At 74.1% G+C, this 14189-nt stretch carries 14 protein-coding genes; 12 read left to right on the top strand and 2 right to left on the bottom strand.

The annotated features are described in order from the left end of the window. The first annotated feature begins 82 nt into the window (after positions 1–82). From ENKNEFLB_RS10035 to ENKNEFLB_RS09980, 12 genes are all read left to right on the top strand, one after another. Positions 83–1108: a metal ABC transporter substrate-binding protein gene (locus tag ENKNEFLB_RS10035; RefSeq protein ID WP_214059051.1), complete on the top strand. Its 1026-nt coding sequence runs from the start codon at positions 83–85 to the stop codon at positions 1106–1108. Next, entirely contained in the window at positions 1105–1965 is an 861-nt protein-coding gene (locus ENKNEFLB_RS10030; protein ID WP_214059050.1) for a metal ABC transporter ATP-binding protein, read from the top strand. The genes ENKNEFLB_RS10035 and ENKNEFLB_RS10030 overlap by 4 nt, the downstream gene beginning before the upstream one ends. After that, positions 1962–2972: a metal ABC transporter permease gene (locus ENKNEFLB_RS10025; RefSeq protein WP_214059049.1), complete on the top strand. Its 1011-nt coding sequence runs from the start codon at positions 1962–1964 to the stop codon at positions 2970–2972. Before ENKNEFLB_RS10030 ends, ENKNEFLB_RS10025 begins: the two co-directional genes overlap by 4 nt. Next, positions 2959–3387: a Fur family transcriptional regulator gene (locus tag ENKNEFLB_RS10020; RefSeq protein WP_214059048.1), complete on the top strand. Its 429-nt coding sequence runs from the start codon at positions 2959–2961 to the stop codon at positions 3385–3387. Before ENKNEFLB_RS10025 ends, ENKNEFLB_RS10020 begins: the two co-directional genes overlap by 14 nt. 60 nt (positions 3388–3447) lie before the next feature. After that, the gene (locus ENKNEFLB_RS10015; protein WP_214059047.1) at positions 3448–3963 is read left to right on the top strand and encodes a gluconokinase; all 516 of its coding nucleotides are present in this window, start codon (positions 3448–3450) and stop codon (positions 3961–3963) included. A gap of 45 nt (positions 3964–4008) precedes the next feature. Continuing rightward, positions 4009–5460, top strand: coding sequence for a GntP family permease (locus ENKNEFLB_RS10010; RefSeq protein ID WP_214059046.1), 1452 nt, complete (start codon positions 4009–4011; stop codon positions 5458–5460). Positions 5461–5524: 64 nt separating this feature from the next. After that, a complete protein-coding gene (locus ENKNEFLB_RS10005) occupies positions 5525–5917 on the top strand; it encodes a hypothetical protein (RefSeq protein WP_214059045.1) in 393 nt (130 codons plus the stop codon). A gap of 46 nt (positions 5918–5963) precedes the next feature. Continuing rightward, positions 5964–7523: an HNH endonuclease signature motif containing protein gene (locus ENKNEFLB_RS10000; RefSeq protein ID WP_214059044.1), complete on the top strand. Its 1560-nt coding sequence runs from the start codon at positions 5964–5966 to the stop codon at positions 7521–7523. A 73-nt stretch (positions 7524–7596) separates the two neighbouring features. After that, positions 7597–8907 carry a methyltransferase gene (locus ENKNEFLB_RS09995; protein WP_214059043.1) on the top strand — a complete coding sequence of 437 codons (1311 nt, stop codon included), beginning with the start codon at positions 7597–7599 and terminating at the stop codon, positions 8905–8907. A gap of 30 nt (positions 8908–8937) precedes the next feature. Further along, entirely contained in the window at positions 8938–9918 is a 981-nt protein-coding gene (locus tag ENKNEFLB_RS09990; RefSeq protein ID WP_214059042.1) for a quinone oxidoreductase family protein, read from the top strand. Between the two features lie 10 nt (positions 9919–9928). Next, positions 9929–10351: a hypothetical protein gene (locus ENKNEFLB_RS09985; RefSeq protein WP_214059041.1), complete on the top strand. Its 423-nt coding sequence runs from the start codon at positions 9929–9931 to the stop codon at positions 10349–10351. 198 nt (positions 10352–10549) lie between these two features. After that, complete coding sequence (locus ENKNEFLB_RS09980) at positions 10550–12589, top strand: ice-binding family protein (RefSeq protein ID WP_214059040.1); 2040 nt, start codon at positions 10550–10552, stop codon at positions 12587–12589. A gap of 21 nt (positions 12590–12610) precedes the next feature. Here ENKNEFLB_RS09980 and ENKNEFLB_RS09975 read toward each other — a convergent pair whose 3' ends face one another. Together ENKNEFLB_RS09975 and recO are read right to left on the bottom strand one after the other, a co-directional pair. After that, the gene (locus ENKNEFLB_RS09975; protein WP_246535951.1) at positions 12611–13378 is read right to left on the bottom strand and encodes an isoprenyl transferase; all 768 of its coding nucleotides are present in this window, start codon (positions 13376–13378) and stop codon (positions 12611–12613) included. Between the two features lie 61 nt (positions 13379–13439). Beyond that, on the bottom strand, positions 13440–14165 hold the full coding sequence (gene recO, locus ENKNEFLB_RS09970; protein ID WP_214059039.1) for a DNA repair protein RecO: 726 nt from the start codon (positions 14163–14165) through the stop codon (positions 13440–13442). Between the last annotated feature and the right edge of the window lie 24 nt (positions 14166–14189).

Genomic DNA, 14189 nt, shown 5'->3' with positions numbered 1-14189 from the left:
GCGTCCACCCTAGTGCCGCAGCGGGCGAGCCGGCGCCGAGCCGTTTTGACAATCGTTCTCACTGAGGGTGAGAATCGTTGTCATGAAGTCGCGCCGTCTCCGCTCCCTGCCCGTCCTGGCCTCGGTGGCCCTGGCCAGCCTGACCCTCAGCTCCTGCGCCGCCTTCTCCGACGGCACCGCCTCGACCGTCGAGGACGGCGGCACCCCGCAGGTCGTCGCCGCGTTCTACCCCCTCGAGTACGTCGCCTCCCGCGTCGCCGGGGACCGCGCCGACGTCTCCTCCCTCACCGCCCCCGGCCAGGAGCCGCACGACCTCGAGCTGTCGGTCGCCGACAACGCGACCGTCGCCGGCGCCGACCTCGTCGTCCTGGAGGGCGGGCTGCAGGCCGCCGTCGACGAGGCCGTCGGGCAGAACGCCCCCGGTGAGGTCCTCGACGTCACCGACGTGGTCGAGCTGACCCCCCTCGACGAGGAGCACGACCACGCCGAGGAGGAGGGCCACGAGGGCGAGACCGCCGAGGAGCACGCCGAGCACGCCGGCGAGGGCCACGAGGAGGACCACGAGGGCCACGACCACGGCGACCTCGGCGACCTCGACCCGCACTTCTGGCTGGACCCGACCCTGATGGCCGACGCCGGTGACGCGGTGGCCGAGGCGATGGCCGAGGTCGACCCCGACGGGGCCGAGGAGTACGCCGCCGGCGCCGCCGACCTGCGGTCCGACCTCGAGGCGCTCGACGCCGACCTGCAGGCCGGCCTGGCCTCCTGCGAGCGCGACACCATCGTCGTCAGCCACGACGCGTTCGGCTACCTCGACCGCTACGGCCTCGACGTCGAGGCCGTGGCCGGTCTCTCCCCCGACGCCGAGCCCAACCCCGCCGACCTGGGGCGGCTCCAGGAGCTGATCGCCACCGACGGCATCACCACCGTCTTCTCCGAGCGGCTGGCCAGCCCCGCGCTGACCGAGTCCCTGGCCCGGGACGCCGGGGTCGAGACCGCGGTGCTCGACCCGATCGAGGGCCTCACCGAGGAGACCGCCGAGGAGGACTACCTTTCCCTGATGCGGTCCAACCTCGAGGCGCTGCGCGCCGCCAACGGCTGCTCGTGACGCAGCCACCCGCCCCGCTCCCCGCCGACCCGCTCCTGCCGGTCCGGCTGCGGGACGGCGCCGTCTCCATCGAGGGACGTCCGGTGCTCCGCCACGTCGACCTGACTGTCGGCGCCGGCGACTTCGTGGCGCTGATGGGCGCCAACGGGTCGGGCAAGTCCACGCTGGTCCGGGCCCTGACCGGGCTGCGTCCCCTCACCGCGGGGCGCCTGGAGCTGTTCGGGACCACCCTGGACGAGTTCAGGTCGTGGGAGCGGGTGGGGTACGTCCCCCAGCGCACCGGCGCCGGGTCCGGCGTCCCTGCCTCGGTGTGGGAGGTCGTGGCCTCGGGCCGGCTGACCCGCCGGCGCCTGCTGCGCCCGCTCGGCCGCGAGGACCGCGCCGCGATCGCCGACGCGCTCGAGGTGGTCGGTCTCGCCGACCGCGCCAAGGAGGGCGTCTCGTCGCTGTCCGGCGGACAGCAGCAGCGGGTGCTGATCGCCCGGGCGCTGGCCGGGCAGCCCGAGCTGTTCTTCCTCGACGAGCCGACCGCCGGCGTCGACCTGCCGAACCAGCACGCCCTGGCCGAGAGCCTGGGGCGGCTGCGCGAGCGCGGCGCCACGATCGTCCTGGTCGCCCACGAGCTCGGCCCGCTGGCGTCGCTGGTCGACCGGGCCGTGGTGATGCGCGACGGCCGGGTCGCCTACGACGGTCCCCCGCTGGCCGACCACGAGGTGCACCACCCCGACTTCGGCGAGGCGCACTCGCACCACCACACCGCCCACGAGCACCGATCCCGCCACGACCACGTGCCGTCGGTGAGCGCCTCGCTGGCCGCTCACGACCACCACCCCGACCACCGCGAGGGGCGACGATGAACGAGGTCGCCGAGCTGTTCGCGTACCCGTTCATGCAGCGGGCCCTGATCGCCGCCGTCTTCGTCGGTCTCGCCGCGCCGGCGATCGGGACGTACCTCGTGCAGCGCCGGCTGGCGCTGATGGGCGACGGGATCGGCCACGTGGCCGTCACCGGGGTCGCGATCGGGCTGGTCACCAGCACCTCCCCCACCTGGACCGCCGTCGTGGTGGCGGTGCTCGGCGCGACCCTGATCGAGCTGATCCGCGAGCGCGGGCACACCAACGGCGACGTGGCGCTCGCGCTGTTCTTCTACGGCGGCCTCGCCGGCGGGGTGCTGATCACGGGGCTGGGCGGGGAGAGCGCCAGCACTCTGCAGACCTTCCTGTTCGGCTCGATCCTGACCATCACGATCCCCGACGTGCTGGTCACGATGGTGCTGGCCACGGTCGTGTCCGTGCTGTGCCTGGGGCTGGCTCCGCAGCTGTTCGCGGTGTCGCACGACCAGGAGTTCGCCCGGGTGGCCGGGCTGGACGTGCGGGCCTACAACCTGCTCGTCGCGGTGCTGGCCGCGCTCAGCGTGACGGTGGCGATGCGTACCGTCGGGCTGCTGCTGGTCTCGGCGCTGCTGGTGGTGCCCGTGGCCACCGCGCAGCAGGTGACCCGGTCGTTCCGCACGACGCTGGTGGCCGCGATGGGCCTCGGGGTCCTGGCCTCGCTCGGGGGCCTGGTGATCGCGGCGCTGGCATCGTTCCGCGCGAACGTGGCTCCCGGCGCCACGATCGTGCTGCTGTCGCTGGCCGTCTTCGTGCTGACCTGGCCGCTGGGGGTCTGGCTGCGGCGACGGCAACGGGCGCGGGTGCCGTTCGACGACGAGGTGCCCACCGACCACGAGCACGCCCACGACGAGGACGACCACGCGCACGGGGAGGACTGCGGTCACCCGGCGGTGCCGCACGGCGACCACGTCGACTACGTTCACGACGGCCACCGGCACGCTCCCCACGGAGGGCACTATGACGAGCACTGAGCGCGAGACGGCCACCGAGATGCGCCCGACCCGCCAGCGCACGGCCGTGGCCCGGGCCCTGGACTCCTTCACCGACTTCCGCTCGGCCCAGGACATCCACGCCCTGCTCGGGCAGCGCGGCGAGAAGGTCGGTCTGGCCACCGTCTACCGGACCCTGCAGCGGATGGCGGAGGCCGGCGACGTCGACGCCCTGCGCACCGAGGACGGCGAGGCGCTGTGGCGGCGCTGCTCGGCCACGCACCACCACCACCTGGTCTGCCGCTCGTGCGGCGCGGCCGTCGAGGTCGAGGGGCCCGCGGTCGAGCGGTGGACCCGGGCCATCGCCGAGGAGCACGGCTTCGCCGACGTCAGCCACACGCTCGAGATCTTCGGGTCCTGCCGCGACTGCACCTCCGCGTCTGCCGCCGGCTCCTGACCCGGACCTGTCAGAGGGCAGGGCCGCAGGTCCCGGTCCGTACAGGTAGCGTGCGGCGGCATGTCGTCGTTGCAGGTCGTGGTCATGGGTGTCTCGGCGACCGGGAAGTCCACGGTCGGCCACCGCCTGGCCGAGGAGCTGGGCTGGACCTTCGTCGAGGGTGACGACCTGCACCCCCGCAGCAACGTCGCGAAGATGGAGTCCGGCGAGCCGCTGACCGACGCCGACCGGGCCCCGTGGCTCGACGAGATCAACCGGGTCGCGCGTGAGCACTCCGCGGCGGGCCGCAGCAGCGTCCTCACCTGCTCGGCGCTCAAGCGGTCCTACCGCGACCGGCTCTCCGACGACGTCGACGCGATGTTCTTCGTGCACCTGCACGCGGACTACGACGTCCTCGAGCCACGGATGCAGCAGCGCGAGAAGCACTTCATGCCCACGGGCCTGCTGCGCTCCCAGTTCGACACCCTCGAGCTGCTCGGCGACGACGAGGACGGCGCGGTCATCGACGTCGCCCCCGGCGCCGCCGAGGTCGTCGGCGACGCGCTCGTCGCCGTGCGCGCACGTCTGGACGCCTGACCGCACCGCACCCCTGCCCCACCCGAGCCGTACAGGAGAAACCCCATGGACGCCCTCGCCCCCGCCTACGGGACCGGAGTGCTGCTGCTGATCGCGGCCGCCGCGGTCGCGCTGCTGCTCGTGCTGATCATCGTGGTGCGCCTCCACGCGTTCATCGCGCTCGTGCTGGTCAGCCTGCTCACGGCGGTCGCCGCCGGCATCCCGCTGGCGACAGTCCCTGAAGCACTGACCAGCGGGTTCAGCAGCACGCTGGGCTCGGTGGCCCTGCTGGTCGGCTTCGGCGTGATGCTCGGACGCCTCCTCGAGGCCACCGGCGGCGCCCAGGTGCTCGCCGACACCCTGGTCTCCCGGTTCGGCGAGAAGCGGGCACCCTTCGCGCTGGGCGTCGCGGCGCTGATCTTCGGCTTCCCGATCTTCTTCGACGCCGGCCTGGTCGTCTTCCTGCCGATCATCCTCACCGTCGCCCGCCGGTTCGGCGGCTCCCTGCTCTACTACGCGCTCCCGGCAGCCGGTGCCTTCGCCGCGATGCACGCGCTGGTGCCCCCGCACCCGGGCCCGGTCGCCGCGGCGACTCTGCTCCGCGGCGACATCGGCGTCGTCCTGCTGGTCGGGCTGCCGGTGGCGCTGATCTCCTGGTACGTCGGGGTCTACCTGTTCTCCCGCTGGATCGGCGCCCGCGTCGACGTGGCGATGCCGGACCTCCTGCTCGGCCAGCAGCGCGACGCCCACGGTGACGCACCCGGGGACGCGACCGCCGGGACGACCGGGGACGGCGCGGGCGGGACGGCGACCGCCACCCGGACGACCGCTCCCCCGTCGTTCGGGCTGGTGCTGGCCCTGCTGCTGCTCCCCATGGTCCTGATCGCGGGCAACACGGTGGTCAGCACCCTCATCCAGGCCGGGGTCCTCGACTCGAACGGCTTCGCCGACGCGCTGATCCTGCTGGGGCAGACCCCCGTCGCCCTGCTGATCACGCTGCTGGTGGCGATCGCCACCATCGGCCGTCGCGGGCGCAGCCTCGCCCAGACGACCAGCCTGATCGACGACGCGCTCGGACCGATCTGCTCGATCATCCTGATCACCGGCGCCGGTGGGATGTTCGGTGGTGTGCTGCGCACCAGCGGCATCGGGGAGGCCCTGACCAGCTCCCTCGGCGGGCTGGGGATCCCGCTGCTGCTGCAGGCGTTCCTGATCGCCACCGCGCTGCGGGTGGCCCAGGGCTCGGCGACCGTGGCGTTGACCACGGCAGCCGGCTTGATCGCCTCGCAGGCCGACGGCCTGGGCAACCTGCAGGTCGCCCTGCTCGTGGTGGCGATCGCCGCCGGCGCCACCGTCCTGTCCCACGTCAACGACTCCGGCTTCTGGCTGGTCAGTCGCTTCTTCGGGATGGACGTCAAGACCACGTTCAAGACCTGGACGGTCATGGAGACGACGCTGGGCCTCAGCGCGTTCGCGCTGGCCGCGCTGCTGTGGCCGCTGGCGGGGGCCATCACCTGACCCACGTCCCCGTCGAGTACTCGTGCTCATGACCTCGGGGGCCTGATCGGGCCACGCTCGGGGCATGGATCTCGACGACGGAGGAACGACGCGGCGGCGGACGCCGACGGCGTACGCCCTGGTGGTGCTCGCCCCGGCGCTCGCCTGGCTCGCGCTCGTCTCGTGGGCGGACGGCGGAGCGAGCGACCAGGCCCACGTGGCCTGGTTCGTCGGTGTCGCGGCGGCCTGCGTGGCCGCGGGTGCCGTGGCCCGGCCGCACGCTGGTCACCTGGCGGGCATGGCGGCCGTCGCGGTCGCCTCGACGATGCTCATTCTCCTCTCCTGGTGGTCCTCGCAGGACGGGTCCGGCCTGTTCATGATCGGGATCGTCATGGCGACCCCCTGCGTGGTCCTGGCGGCGCCGGCCCTGCTCCTCACGGGGAGGCTCATGACGGCCGGACGACGTCAATCGAGTTGACCCGTTCGCCTTGCGATTCGAACACCTGTTCTAGTACGATGCACTCATGCCCCTCTCCCCCGCGCCGGACCAGCGGGCCGCCACCGCGGTCACCGCGCGGGAGGAGCGCGTCACCGGCGAGGTGACGACCCCGGCCGACCTGCTCGCCCGGGTGCGGGAGGCGCACGACGCAGAGGAGCGTGCCGGCGTCGACCTGCTGGTGCTGGCCGTGGCCTGGGCCGACGCCCACCCCGCCGACGCGGACGGGCCCATGTCGCGCTGGTGGGTCCCCGTCAGGGCCGGGGCGCGCGCCGCCGACGACGACGGCGGTCTGGACCTCGAGGGGCTGGAGGCAGCGGCAGCGGGAGGCGTCGACCTGGACGAGGTCAACGGCGGGGAGGGGGTCGACCCCGAGTGGTTCGGGATCCCGCCGGTGCGGTGGGACGCCCCCGCCTCCTTCGCGGCCGCGCGCCGGATGACCACGACCTCCGGCAAGGCGCTGATCCGGGACGCCCTGGTGCTCGAGCACCGGCTCCCCCGCACCTGGGCCCGGGTCCTGCAGGGCGGGGTGCCGGCCTGGCGGGCCCGGAGGGTCGCCCAGGCCGTCCTCGGCGCGCCGCCCGACGTCGTGGCCTACGTCGACGACCGGGTCCACCGCGTGATCGCCACCGTGGGGCACCGCCGGCTCGACGCGCTGCTGGACGAGGCGATGCTCGAGCTGCACCCCGAGGAGCGCGAGATGGAGCAGCTCGACGCCCTCGACGCGCGCCACGCCACGCTCCACCGGTCGGGGATCAACCACACGGGGATCGTCGAGATGACCCTGCGCGGTGACTGGGCGGACCTCGACGACTTCGATGCCGTGCTGTCCGTGGTCGCAGCGGCGCTGCAGGCCGCCGACGAGGCCAGCGGCTCGCCCGACGCGCACGACTCCCTGGACGTCCGCCGGGCCCGGGCCGTGGGGGTCCTGGCCGACCCCGCCCGGGCCCTCGCCCTCCTGCAGCCCGGGACCGGCCCGGCCGCGGCACCCGGGGGCGCCGCGCCGGTCCCGCCACCGAGGCGCGAGGTCGTCGGCTACCTCCACCTGACACCGGAGCACCTCGCCGGCCTGGAGATGTTCGTGCGGGACGGCACCACGCTGCGACAGGTCATCGAGTCGCAGGTCCGCGCCTGGTGCGGCCGCACCGACACCTACCTCCGGGTCACTCCGGTCGTCGACCTGAACGACGACCCCGACGACCATGCCACCCCGGTCTACAGCCCCGGCGAGGGCCTGCGCGAGCGCGTCCTGCTCCGCCACCCCACCTGCGTCTTCCCCTGGTGCGAACGCCCCTCCCGCGGGCTCCAGCTCGACCACGTCGTCGCCTACGAGCACCCGGACCCTCCGCCCGACGACCGTCCCGGAGAACCGGATCCACCCTCACGTGCCGACCCGGACGACCAGCCCCAGACCAGCGAGACCAACCTCGCTCCCCTGTGCGGACACCACCACCAGCTCAAGACCCACGGCGGCTGGTCCTACAGCGCGATCGACCCCACTGGCCCGCGACCGGTCTTCCTCTGGCGCTCGCCCCACGGCGAGCAGTTCGTCCGCACGCCCGACGGCACGACCCACCTCGCCGGCTGAGCCGGCGCCGCCTGGCGGGTCCCGCGTCAGCCGTTCTTGCGCCTGCCACCGTGTCAGGTCCTAGCGTCGGGGGATGACCACCGGGCGCCCCCACCCCCTCGACGCCTGGACCATCGGTGACCTGTCCCGCACCAGCGGCCTGACCCACCGCGTCCTGCGGCACTGGGAGAAGGTGGGCGTGATCACCGCCGAGCGCGGGTCGACCGGTCACCGGCGCTACCTGCCCCTCCAGGCCACGCGGCTCTACCGTGCCCTGGCCCTGCGGCGTGCCGGTCTCGGGCTGACCCAGGTCGCCGCCCTGCTCGACGAGCAGGACCCCGACCCGGTCGCCACCCTGCGCTCGCACGTCGCGACGATCGACGCGGACCTGCGGCGGCGCAGCCAGGTGCGGGACCGGCTCGTGGCGGTGCTCCAGGACCTGGACCACCCGCGGGAGGAGCCACCCGACGACCACGACGACGATCCCGCCCCGGCCGACCGGACACTGATGAGGGTGATCGAGACGATGATGATGTTCGAGCAGTACGTCCACGGCTACGACGGCGCCGAGCATGCTCGGCTCCAGGACCAGGCAGACACCCTCGTCGACCTGGTCCACCACGGCGCCTCCTACGAAGCGGGGGCACGCGTCGTCGAGGTGGGATGCGGCGTCGGGGCGCAGACCCTGACGCTGCTGGAGCGCAACCCCGGCATCGACCTCACCGCGGTCGACCTCTCCGACACCTCGCTGGCAGCCGCGCGCTCGCGCGTCCGCGCGGCGGGCCACCACGGCGTGCGGTTCGTCCAGGCCGACCTCATGGAGGCCCCCACCCACACCGGTGACCTCCGCCCGGGCACCTTCGACCACGTGTTCGTCTGCTTCGTCCTCGAGCACCTCGTCGATCCGGCCACCGCTCTGCGCCACCTGCGGTGCCTGCTGCGCCCGGGAGGCACCATCACCGTCGTCGAGGGCGACCACGGGTCCGCCTACTTCCACCCTGACAGCCGCGCCGCCCGCGAGGCGGTCGACTGCCAGGTCCAGCTGCAGCGGCTCGCCGGGGGCGACGCGCTGGTCGGACGTCGGCTCTACCCCCTGCTCGACGCGGCCGGGTTCCGGCGCGTCGAGATCACCCCGCGTCAGGTGTACGTCGACGGGAGTCGCCCCCAGCTCGCCGAGGGCTTCACCACCCGCACCTTCATCGCCATGATCGAGGGGGTCCGCCAGCAGGCCGTCGCCGCCGGTCTCCTGACGCCCGAACGGTTCGACGAGGGCCTCCGGGACCTCCGACGCACCACCGAGGCCGACGGGGTCTTCTGCTACACCTTCTTCGCGGCGACGGCCACGGTCGCCCACACCCACCCTGGCGAGACCACCCCACACGAGCGCCGTGGTCGGGCAGGCTGAGCCGGTCACGTCGTCGAAGCAGGAGGCACCATGCGCGCGGTACAGGTCACGGAGTTCGGCGGGCCCGAGGTCCTCGCCCTGGTGGACCTCGAGGGCCCTCGGCCCGGTCCGGGCGAGGTGGTCGTCGAGGTGGCCGCCGCCGGGGTCAACTACATCGACCTCTACCAGCGCGAGGGCGTCTACCAGGCCCCGACGCCGTTCACCGCCGGGTCCGAGGGCGCCGGACGCGTCGTCGAGGTCGGGGACGAGGTCCGCGACGTGGCGGTCGGCGACCGGGTGGCCTGGCTGATGGTGCCGGGAGCCGGGTACGCCGAGCGGGTGGTGGTCCCCGCCGAGCGGTGCGTTCCCGTCCCGGACGAGATGACCGACGCCGATGCTGCCGCCGTCATGCTGCAGGGCGTCACGGTCGACTACCTGACGCGGTCGACGTACGTCGTCTCCCCCGGCGACGACGTCCTCGTGCACGCCGCTGCAGGCGGGACGGGGCTCCTGCTGACCCGGGCGTGCACGCAGCTCGGCGCGCGGGTCATCGGCACCGCCTCGACGCCGGAGAAGTGCCGGGCGGCCGAGACCGCCGGCGCCGTGGCCACCGTCCAGTACGGCGACGGCGTCGACGTGGCCGCCGAGGTCCGGCGGCTGACCGACGGCCGGGGGGTGCACGTCGCGTACGACGGTGTCGGCGCGAGCACCCGCACGGCCAGCCTCGACAGCCTGCGGCGCCGCGGGACGTACGTGCTGTTCGGGCAGGCCAGCGGGGCGCCGGACCCGGTGAGCGGCCCGGACCTGAACAAGCGGGGATCGCTCTACTTCACCCGCCCGACCGTGGTCGACCACGTCGTCGACCGGGCCGAGCTGCTGGAGCGGTGCGAGCGGGTGTTCGCCGCCGTCCGCGACGGGTCGATGGTGGTCACCGTCGCCGCGACCTTCCCCCTCGCCGAGGCCGCCGAGGCACAGCGGCTGCTCGCGAGCAGGCGCTCCTCGGGCAAGATCCTGGTGGACCCGCGCCACTAGGGTCATGGGCATGTGGACCCCCCGACTCCCCGCCCGCCGCCTGCCGCTCTTTGCCGTCGCCGTCGTGTGCAGCGCGACACTCATCCCGATCAGCACGGCCTCGACGGCCAGCGCCGCCTCCTGGACCACGCTCTCCGGCGTCGACGGGGCCGCGCCGCAGGCCTGCAAGGTCCCGGTGGGAGACGGGCGGGCGTTCAAGGTGCGCACCCGCCTGGTCAACCGGTCGAGCCAGACCGCCCAGGCCACCTTCACGGTGCGTCGCGGCGGCTCGCTCGTCGACCGCGCCCGGTTCTCCACCGAGCCCGGTCAGACGACCGCGGTCAAGGTGCTCCGGGTGCCTGACGCACGCACCCACCGGCTCGGCTACGGGTTCAGCACACCCGACGGCGGTCTCGGCGACATCGACGCGCTGGGTCTCCTCCGCCGCTGCTGACCGCACGCTCCGGCAGCCGGTTGCGTGAACCGCGCGGTGGGCGACAAGGGCGGTGTCCAGCCCACCGGCGCCACGTCGGCTGATCGGCGGACGCCGGGGTCGTCCGACCGTATGTTCGACGGGTAGGCAACCGCCGAGACCCGCCCGCCTGGACGACCAGGGGGACGGCCGCGGTGCCTCGACCGAAGGCACTCCTTGATGAGTCGAGCCAGCCGCCGCCCCGTCCGCCCCCAGACCCGGACCGGGATCGCGAGGATCGCCGTCGGGGCGTCCGCGCTCCTCGTCGCCGGTCAGCTCACGACCACCTCGCCGGCCGCTGCCGCCCCCGACCCCGCTCCGGCCGCCGCCTTCGTCGACCTCGGCACGGCCACGACGTACTCCGTGCTCGGCGGCACCGGGGTGTCCAGCACCGGCGCCGGCACGGCGCTCGCCGGCGACCTGGGGCTCAGCCCCGCCGGGGTGATCGCGGGCTTCCCCCCCGGCACGGTCGCGGGGACCGTCCACGACAAGGACGCCGCGGCCGAGCAGGCGCAGACCGACCGGCAGGCGGCGTACGACGCCGCGGCCGCGCAGCCCAGCACGGCGTCCTTCAGCGGCGACCAGGCCGGGACGACGTTCAAGCCGGGTGTCCACGACAGCGCAGCGGCCTTCACCAACACCGGGACGATGACCCTCGACGCCGACGGCGACCCGAGCGCGGTCTTCGTCTTCCAGATCGGTGCCGCGATGAGCTCGGCCGCCGCCAGCAAGGTGGTGCTGACCGACGGGGCGCTGGCCAACAACGTCTACTGGCAGGTCGTCGGCGCGACGTCGCTGGGCGCCGGGGCGAAGTACGTCGGGACGTTCCTCGCCGCCGGCGCGGTCTCCCTCGGGGAGGGCGCCTCGGTCAAGGGCCGCATCCTCACCCCGGGCACCGTCGCCCTGGCCAACAGCCCGGTCACCGAGCCGGTGGACGACCTCACCGCCCCGGTGGTGGGCATCGACGGCGGGGCGACCCGCTCGACGAACGACACCACTCCTCCGGTCTCCGGCACCACGGACGAACCGTCCGGGACCACGGTGACCGTCACCGTCGACGAGCAGGCCTACACCACCCGCGTCGGCGCCGCGGGACGGTGGACCCTCAGCACCGACCTGCTGGCCGCCGGGCCCCACCCCGTGCTGGCGTCGGTCACCGACGCCTCGCGGAACACCGGGACCGCGTCCCAGGTCCTCACCGTCGACGTGACGGCACCTCTCGTCGCCGTCGACGGCGGAGCCCGGAGCGCCACCGACGACACGACCCCGACCCTCTCGGGCACGACGGACGCGCCGGAGGGGACGGCCGTCGCCGTCGAGGTCGACGGGCAATCGCTCACCGCCGTCGCCGGCGCCTCCGGCAGCTGGAGCGTCCCGGCGGCCCCGCTCGCGGAGGCGTCCTACCTCGTGGTGGCCTCGGCCGACGACGCCGCCGGCAACACCGGCGAGGCCCGCCAGGTCCTCACCGTCGACGAGACGGTGCCCGTCGTGTCGCTCGACGGGGGCGCGACCCGCGGCACCAGCGACACCTCGCCGTGGGTCTACGGCCGGACCGCCGAGCAGGCCGGGACGACGGTCGACGTCACCGTCCGCGACCAGCAGCTGACCGCGGTCGTGGTCCGCGGCGGCGCCTGGGGCGTCAGCGCGGAGGCGCTGCCCCGGGGCGTCCACACCGTCACCGCCTCGATCACCGACGCCGCCGGCAACACCGGCTCCGTGGACCAGCGCCTGACCATCGGCCCCGGGCTCCCCTCCGGCCCCAGCGGCCCGGTCGAACCCGAGGACCCGGGCACGCCGGCGGCCGACCCCCGGCCCGACGCCGCGATCCGCCTCGCCCGGCAGGCCTTCACCGGGGTCGAGGTGTACGGCCCCGGCCAGCGCGTGACCCAGCGCCTGAGCCGACGGGCGCCGCGGGCGACCCTGCACGTCCGGGTCACCAACCGGGGCACCACCGCGGACACGCTGGCCGTCGACGCCACCGCGGACGACCGCCGGTTCCCCGTCTCCTACCGCACGGGCGGGGCAGACGTGACGAGGGCGGTGGAGGCCGGGACGTGGACGACCGGGTCCATGGAGCCCGGAGGGTCCGTGACCCTCGTGGTCAAGGTCCGGCGCACCAGGTCGGTGCGTCCCGGCGCCAAACGGGCCGTCACCGTCGTCACCGCGTCGGCGGGCTCGCCCGACGTCCGGGACGCCGTGGTGGCCAGGTTCCGGGGCTGAGGGCGGGGGGTGGCCGGCGGCTCACTGCGCGCCGCCGTACCGCCGGTCCCGACGCGCGTAGAGGTCGATCGCCTTCCACAGCTCGCGCCGGTCGACGTCGGGCCAGAGCACGTCGGTGAAGACGAGCTCGGCGTACGCCGCCTGCCACAGCATGAAGTTGCTCAGCCGCTGCTCCCCCGACGTGCGCCACACCAGGTCGGCGTCGGACTGCTCGGGGACGTACAGGTGGCGGGCGAACGTCTTCTCGTCGACCTTCTCGGGGTTCAGCCGGCCGGCCGCGACCTCGCGGGCGATCGCGCGGGCGGTGTCGGCGATCTCGGAACGGCCGCCGTAGTTGACGCACATGGTCAGCGTCAGCACGTCGTTGTCGCGGGTGAGCTCCTCGGCGACCTGGAGCTCCTTGACCACCGAGCGCCACAACCGCGGCGCCCGCCCGGCCCAGCGGACACGGACGCCCAGCTCGTGCATCTCGTCGCGCCGCCGCCGGATGACGTCGCGGTTGAAGCCCATCAGGAAGCGGACCTCCTCCGGCGAGCGCGACCAGTTCTCGGTCGAGAACGCGTAGGCGGAGATCGCCTTGACGCCCATCTCGATCGCACCCTCGACCACGTCGAACAGCGCCGCCTCGCCCTGCTCGTGACCGCGGGTGCGGGGCAGCCCGCGCTCCTTGGCCCACCGCCCGTTGCCGTCCATCACCACCGCGACGTGGCGTGGCACCAGCTCGGGCGGGACCGGCGGCGGGGTCGCGCCGGACGGGTGGGGGGTCGGCTGACGGACGGCACGCTTCACGGCGGGCAGCCTACGGGCGGGGTCTCGAGACGCTCGCTGCGCTCGCTCCTCGACCACCGGGCTAGCGCTCGAGGTGCTCCAGCGAGCGGAGCTGCCGCTCGAGGTGCCACGCGACGAACGCCGAGACCAGGCCGGCGGCCTGCTTGGCGTGCCGCGGGTCCGCCGCCTCGACGGTCGGCCAGTCACCTGCGAGCAGCGCCGCCAGCAAGGTCATCGTCTCCGGCGCAGGACTCGCCGAGCCGGGGATCCGGCAGGTCGCGCACAGCGCACCGCCCATCGACGGGTTCAGCCAGCGGTGCGGACCGACCAGGCCGCAGTGCGCGCAGTGGTCGAAGGTCGGCGCGTAGCCGGCGGTGGCCAGCGCCCTCAGCTGGTAGGAGTCCAGGACCTGGCCGGGCGCACGCCCCCCGGCCAGGGCGTGCAGCGCACCGACCAGCAGCCGGAACTGCTGCACCGCCGGCTCGCGCTCCTCGGAGGCCAGCCGCTCGGCGGTCTCCAGCATCACGGTGCCGGCGGTGTAGCGCTCGTAGTCGACGCCGAGCTCGGCGTACCAGCCCGCCCGGGTCTCGGCCTGGGTGATCGTGTCGAGGTTGCGGCCCTCGTAGAGCTGCAGGTCGACGTAGGTGAACGGCTCGAGGCGTGACCCGAACCGCGACGACGTCCGACGGACCCCCTTGGCCACCGCCCGCACCCGGCCGTGGGAGCGCGTCAGCAGCGTGATGATCCGGTCGGCCTCGCCCAGCTTCTGGGTGCGCAGGACGACGGCCTCGTCACGGTAGGTGGGCACCCCCCGATCATCCCTCAGCCCCGG

The sequence above is a fragment of the Nocardioides aquaticus genome (genome assembly GCF_018459925.1).
Classification (GTDB): domain Bacteria; phylum Actinomycetota; class Actinomycetes; order Propionibacteriales; family Nocardioidaceae; genus Nocardioides; species Nocardioides aquaticus.
The sequence above is the reverse complement of the archived record's forward strand: the minus strand, read 5'-3'. Positions and strand labels throughout refer to the sequence as shown.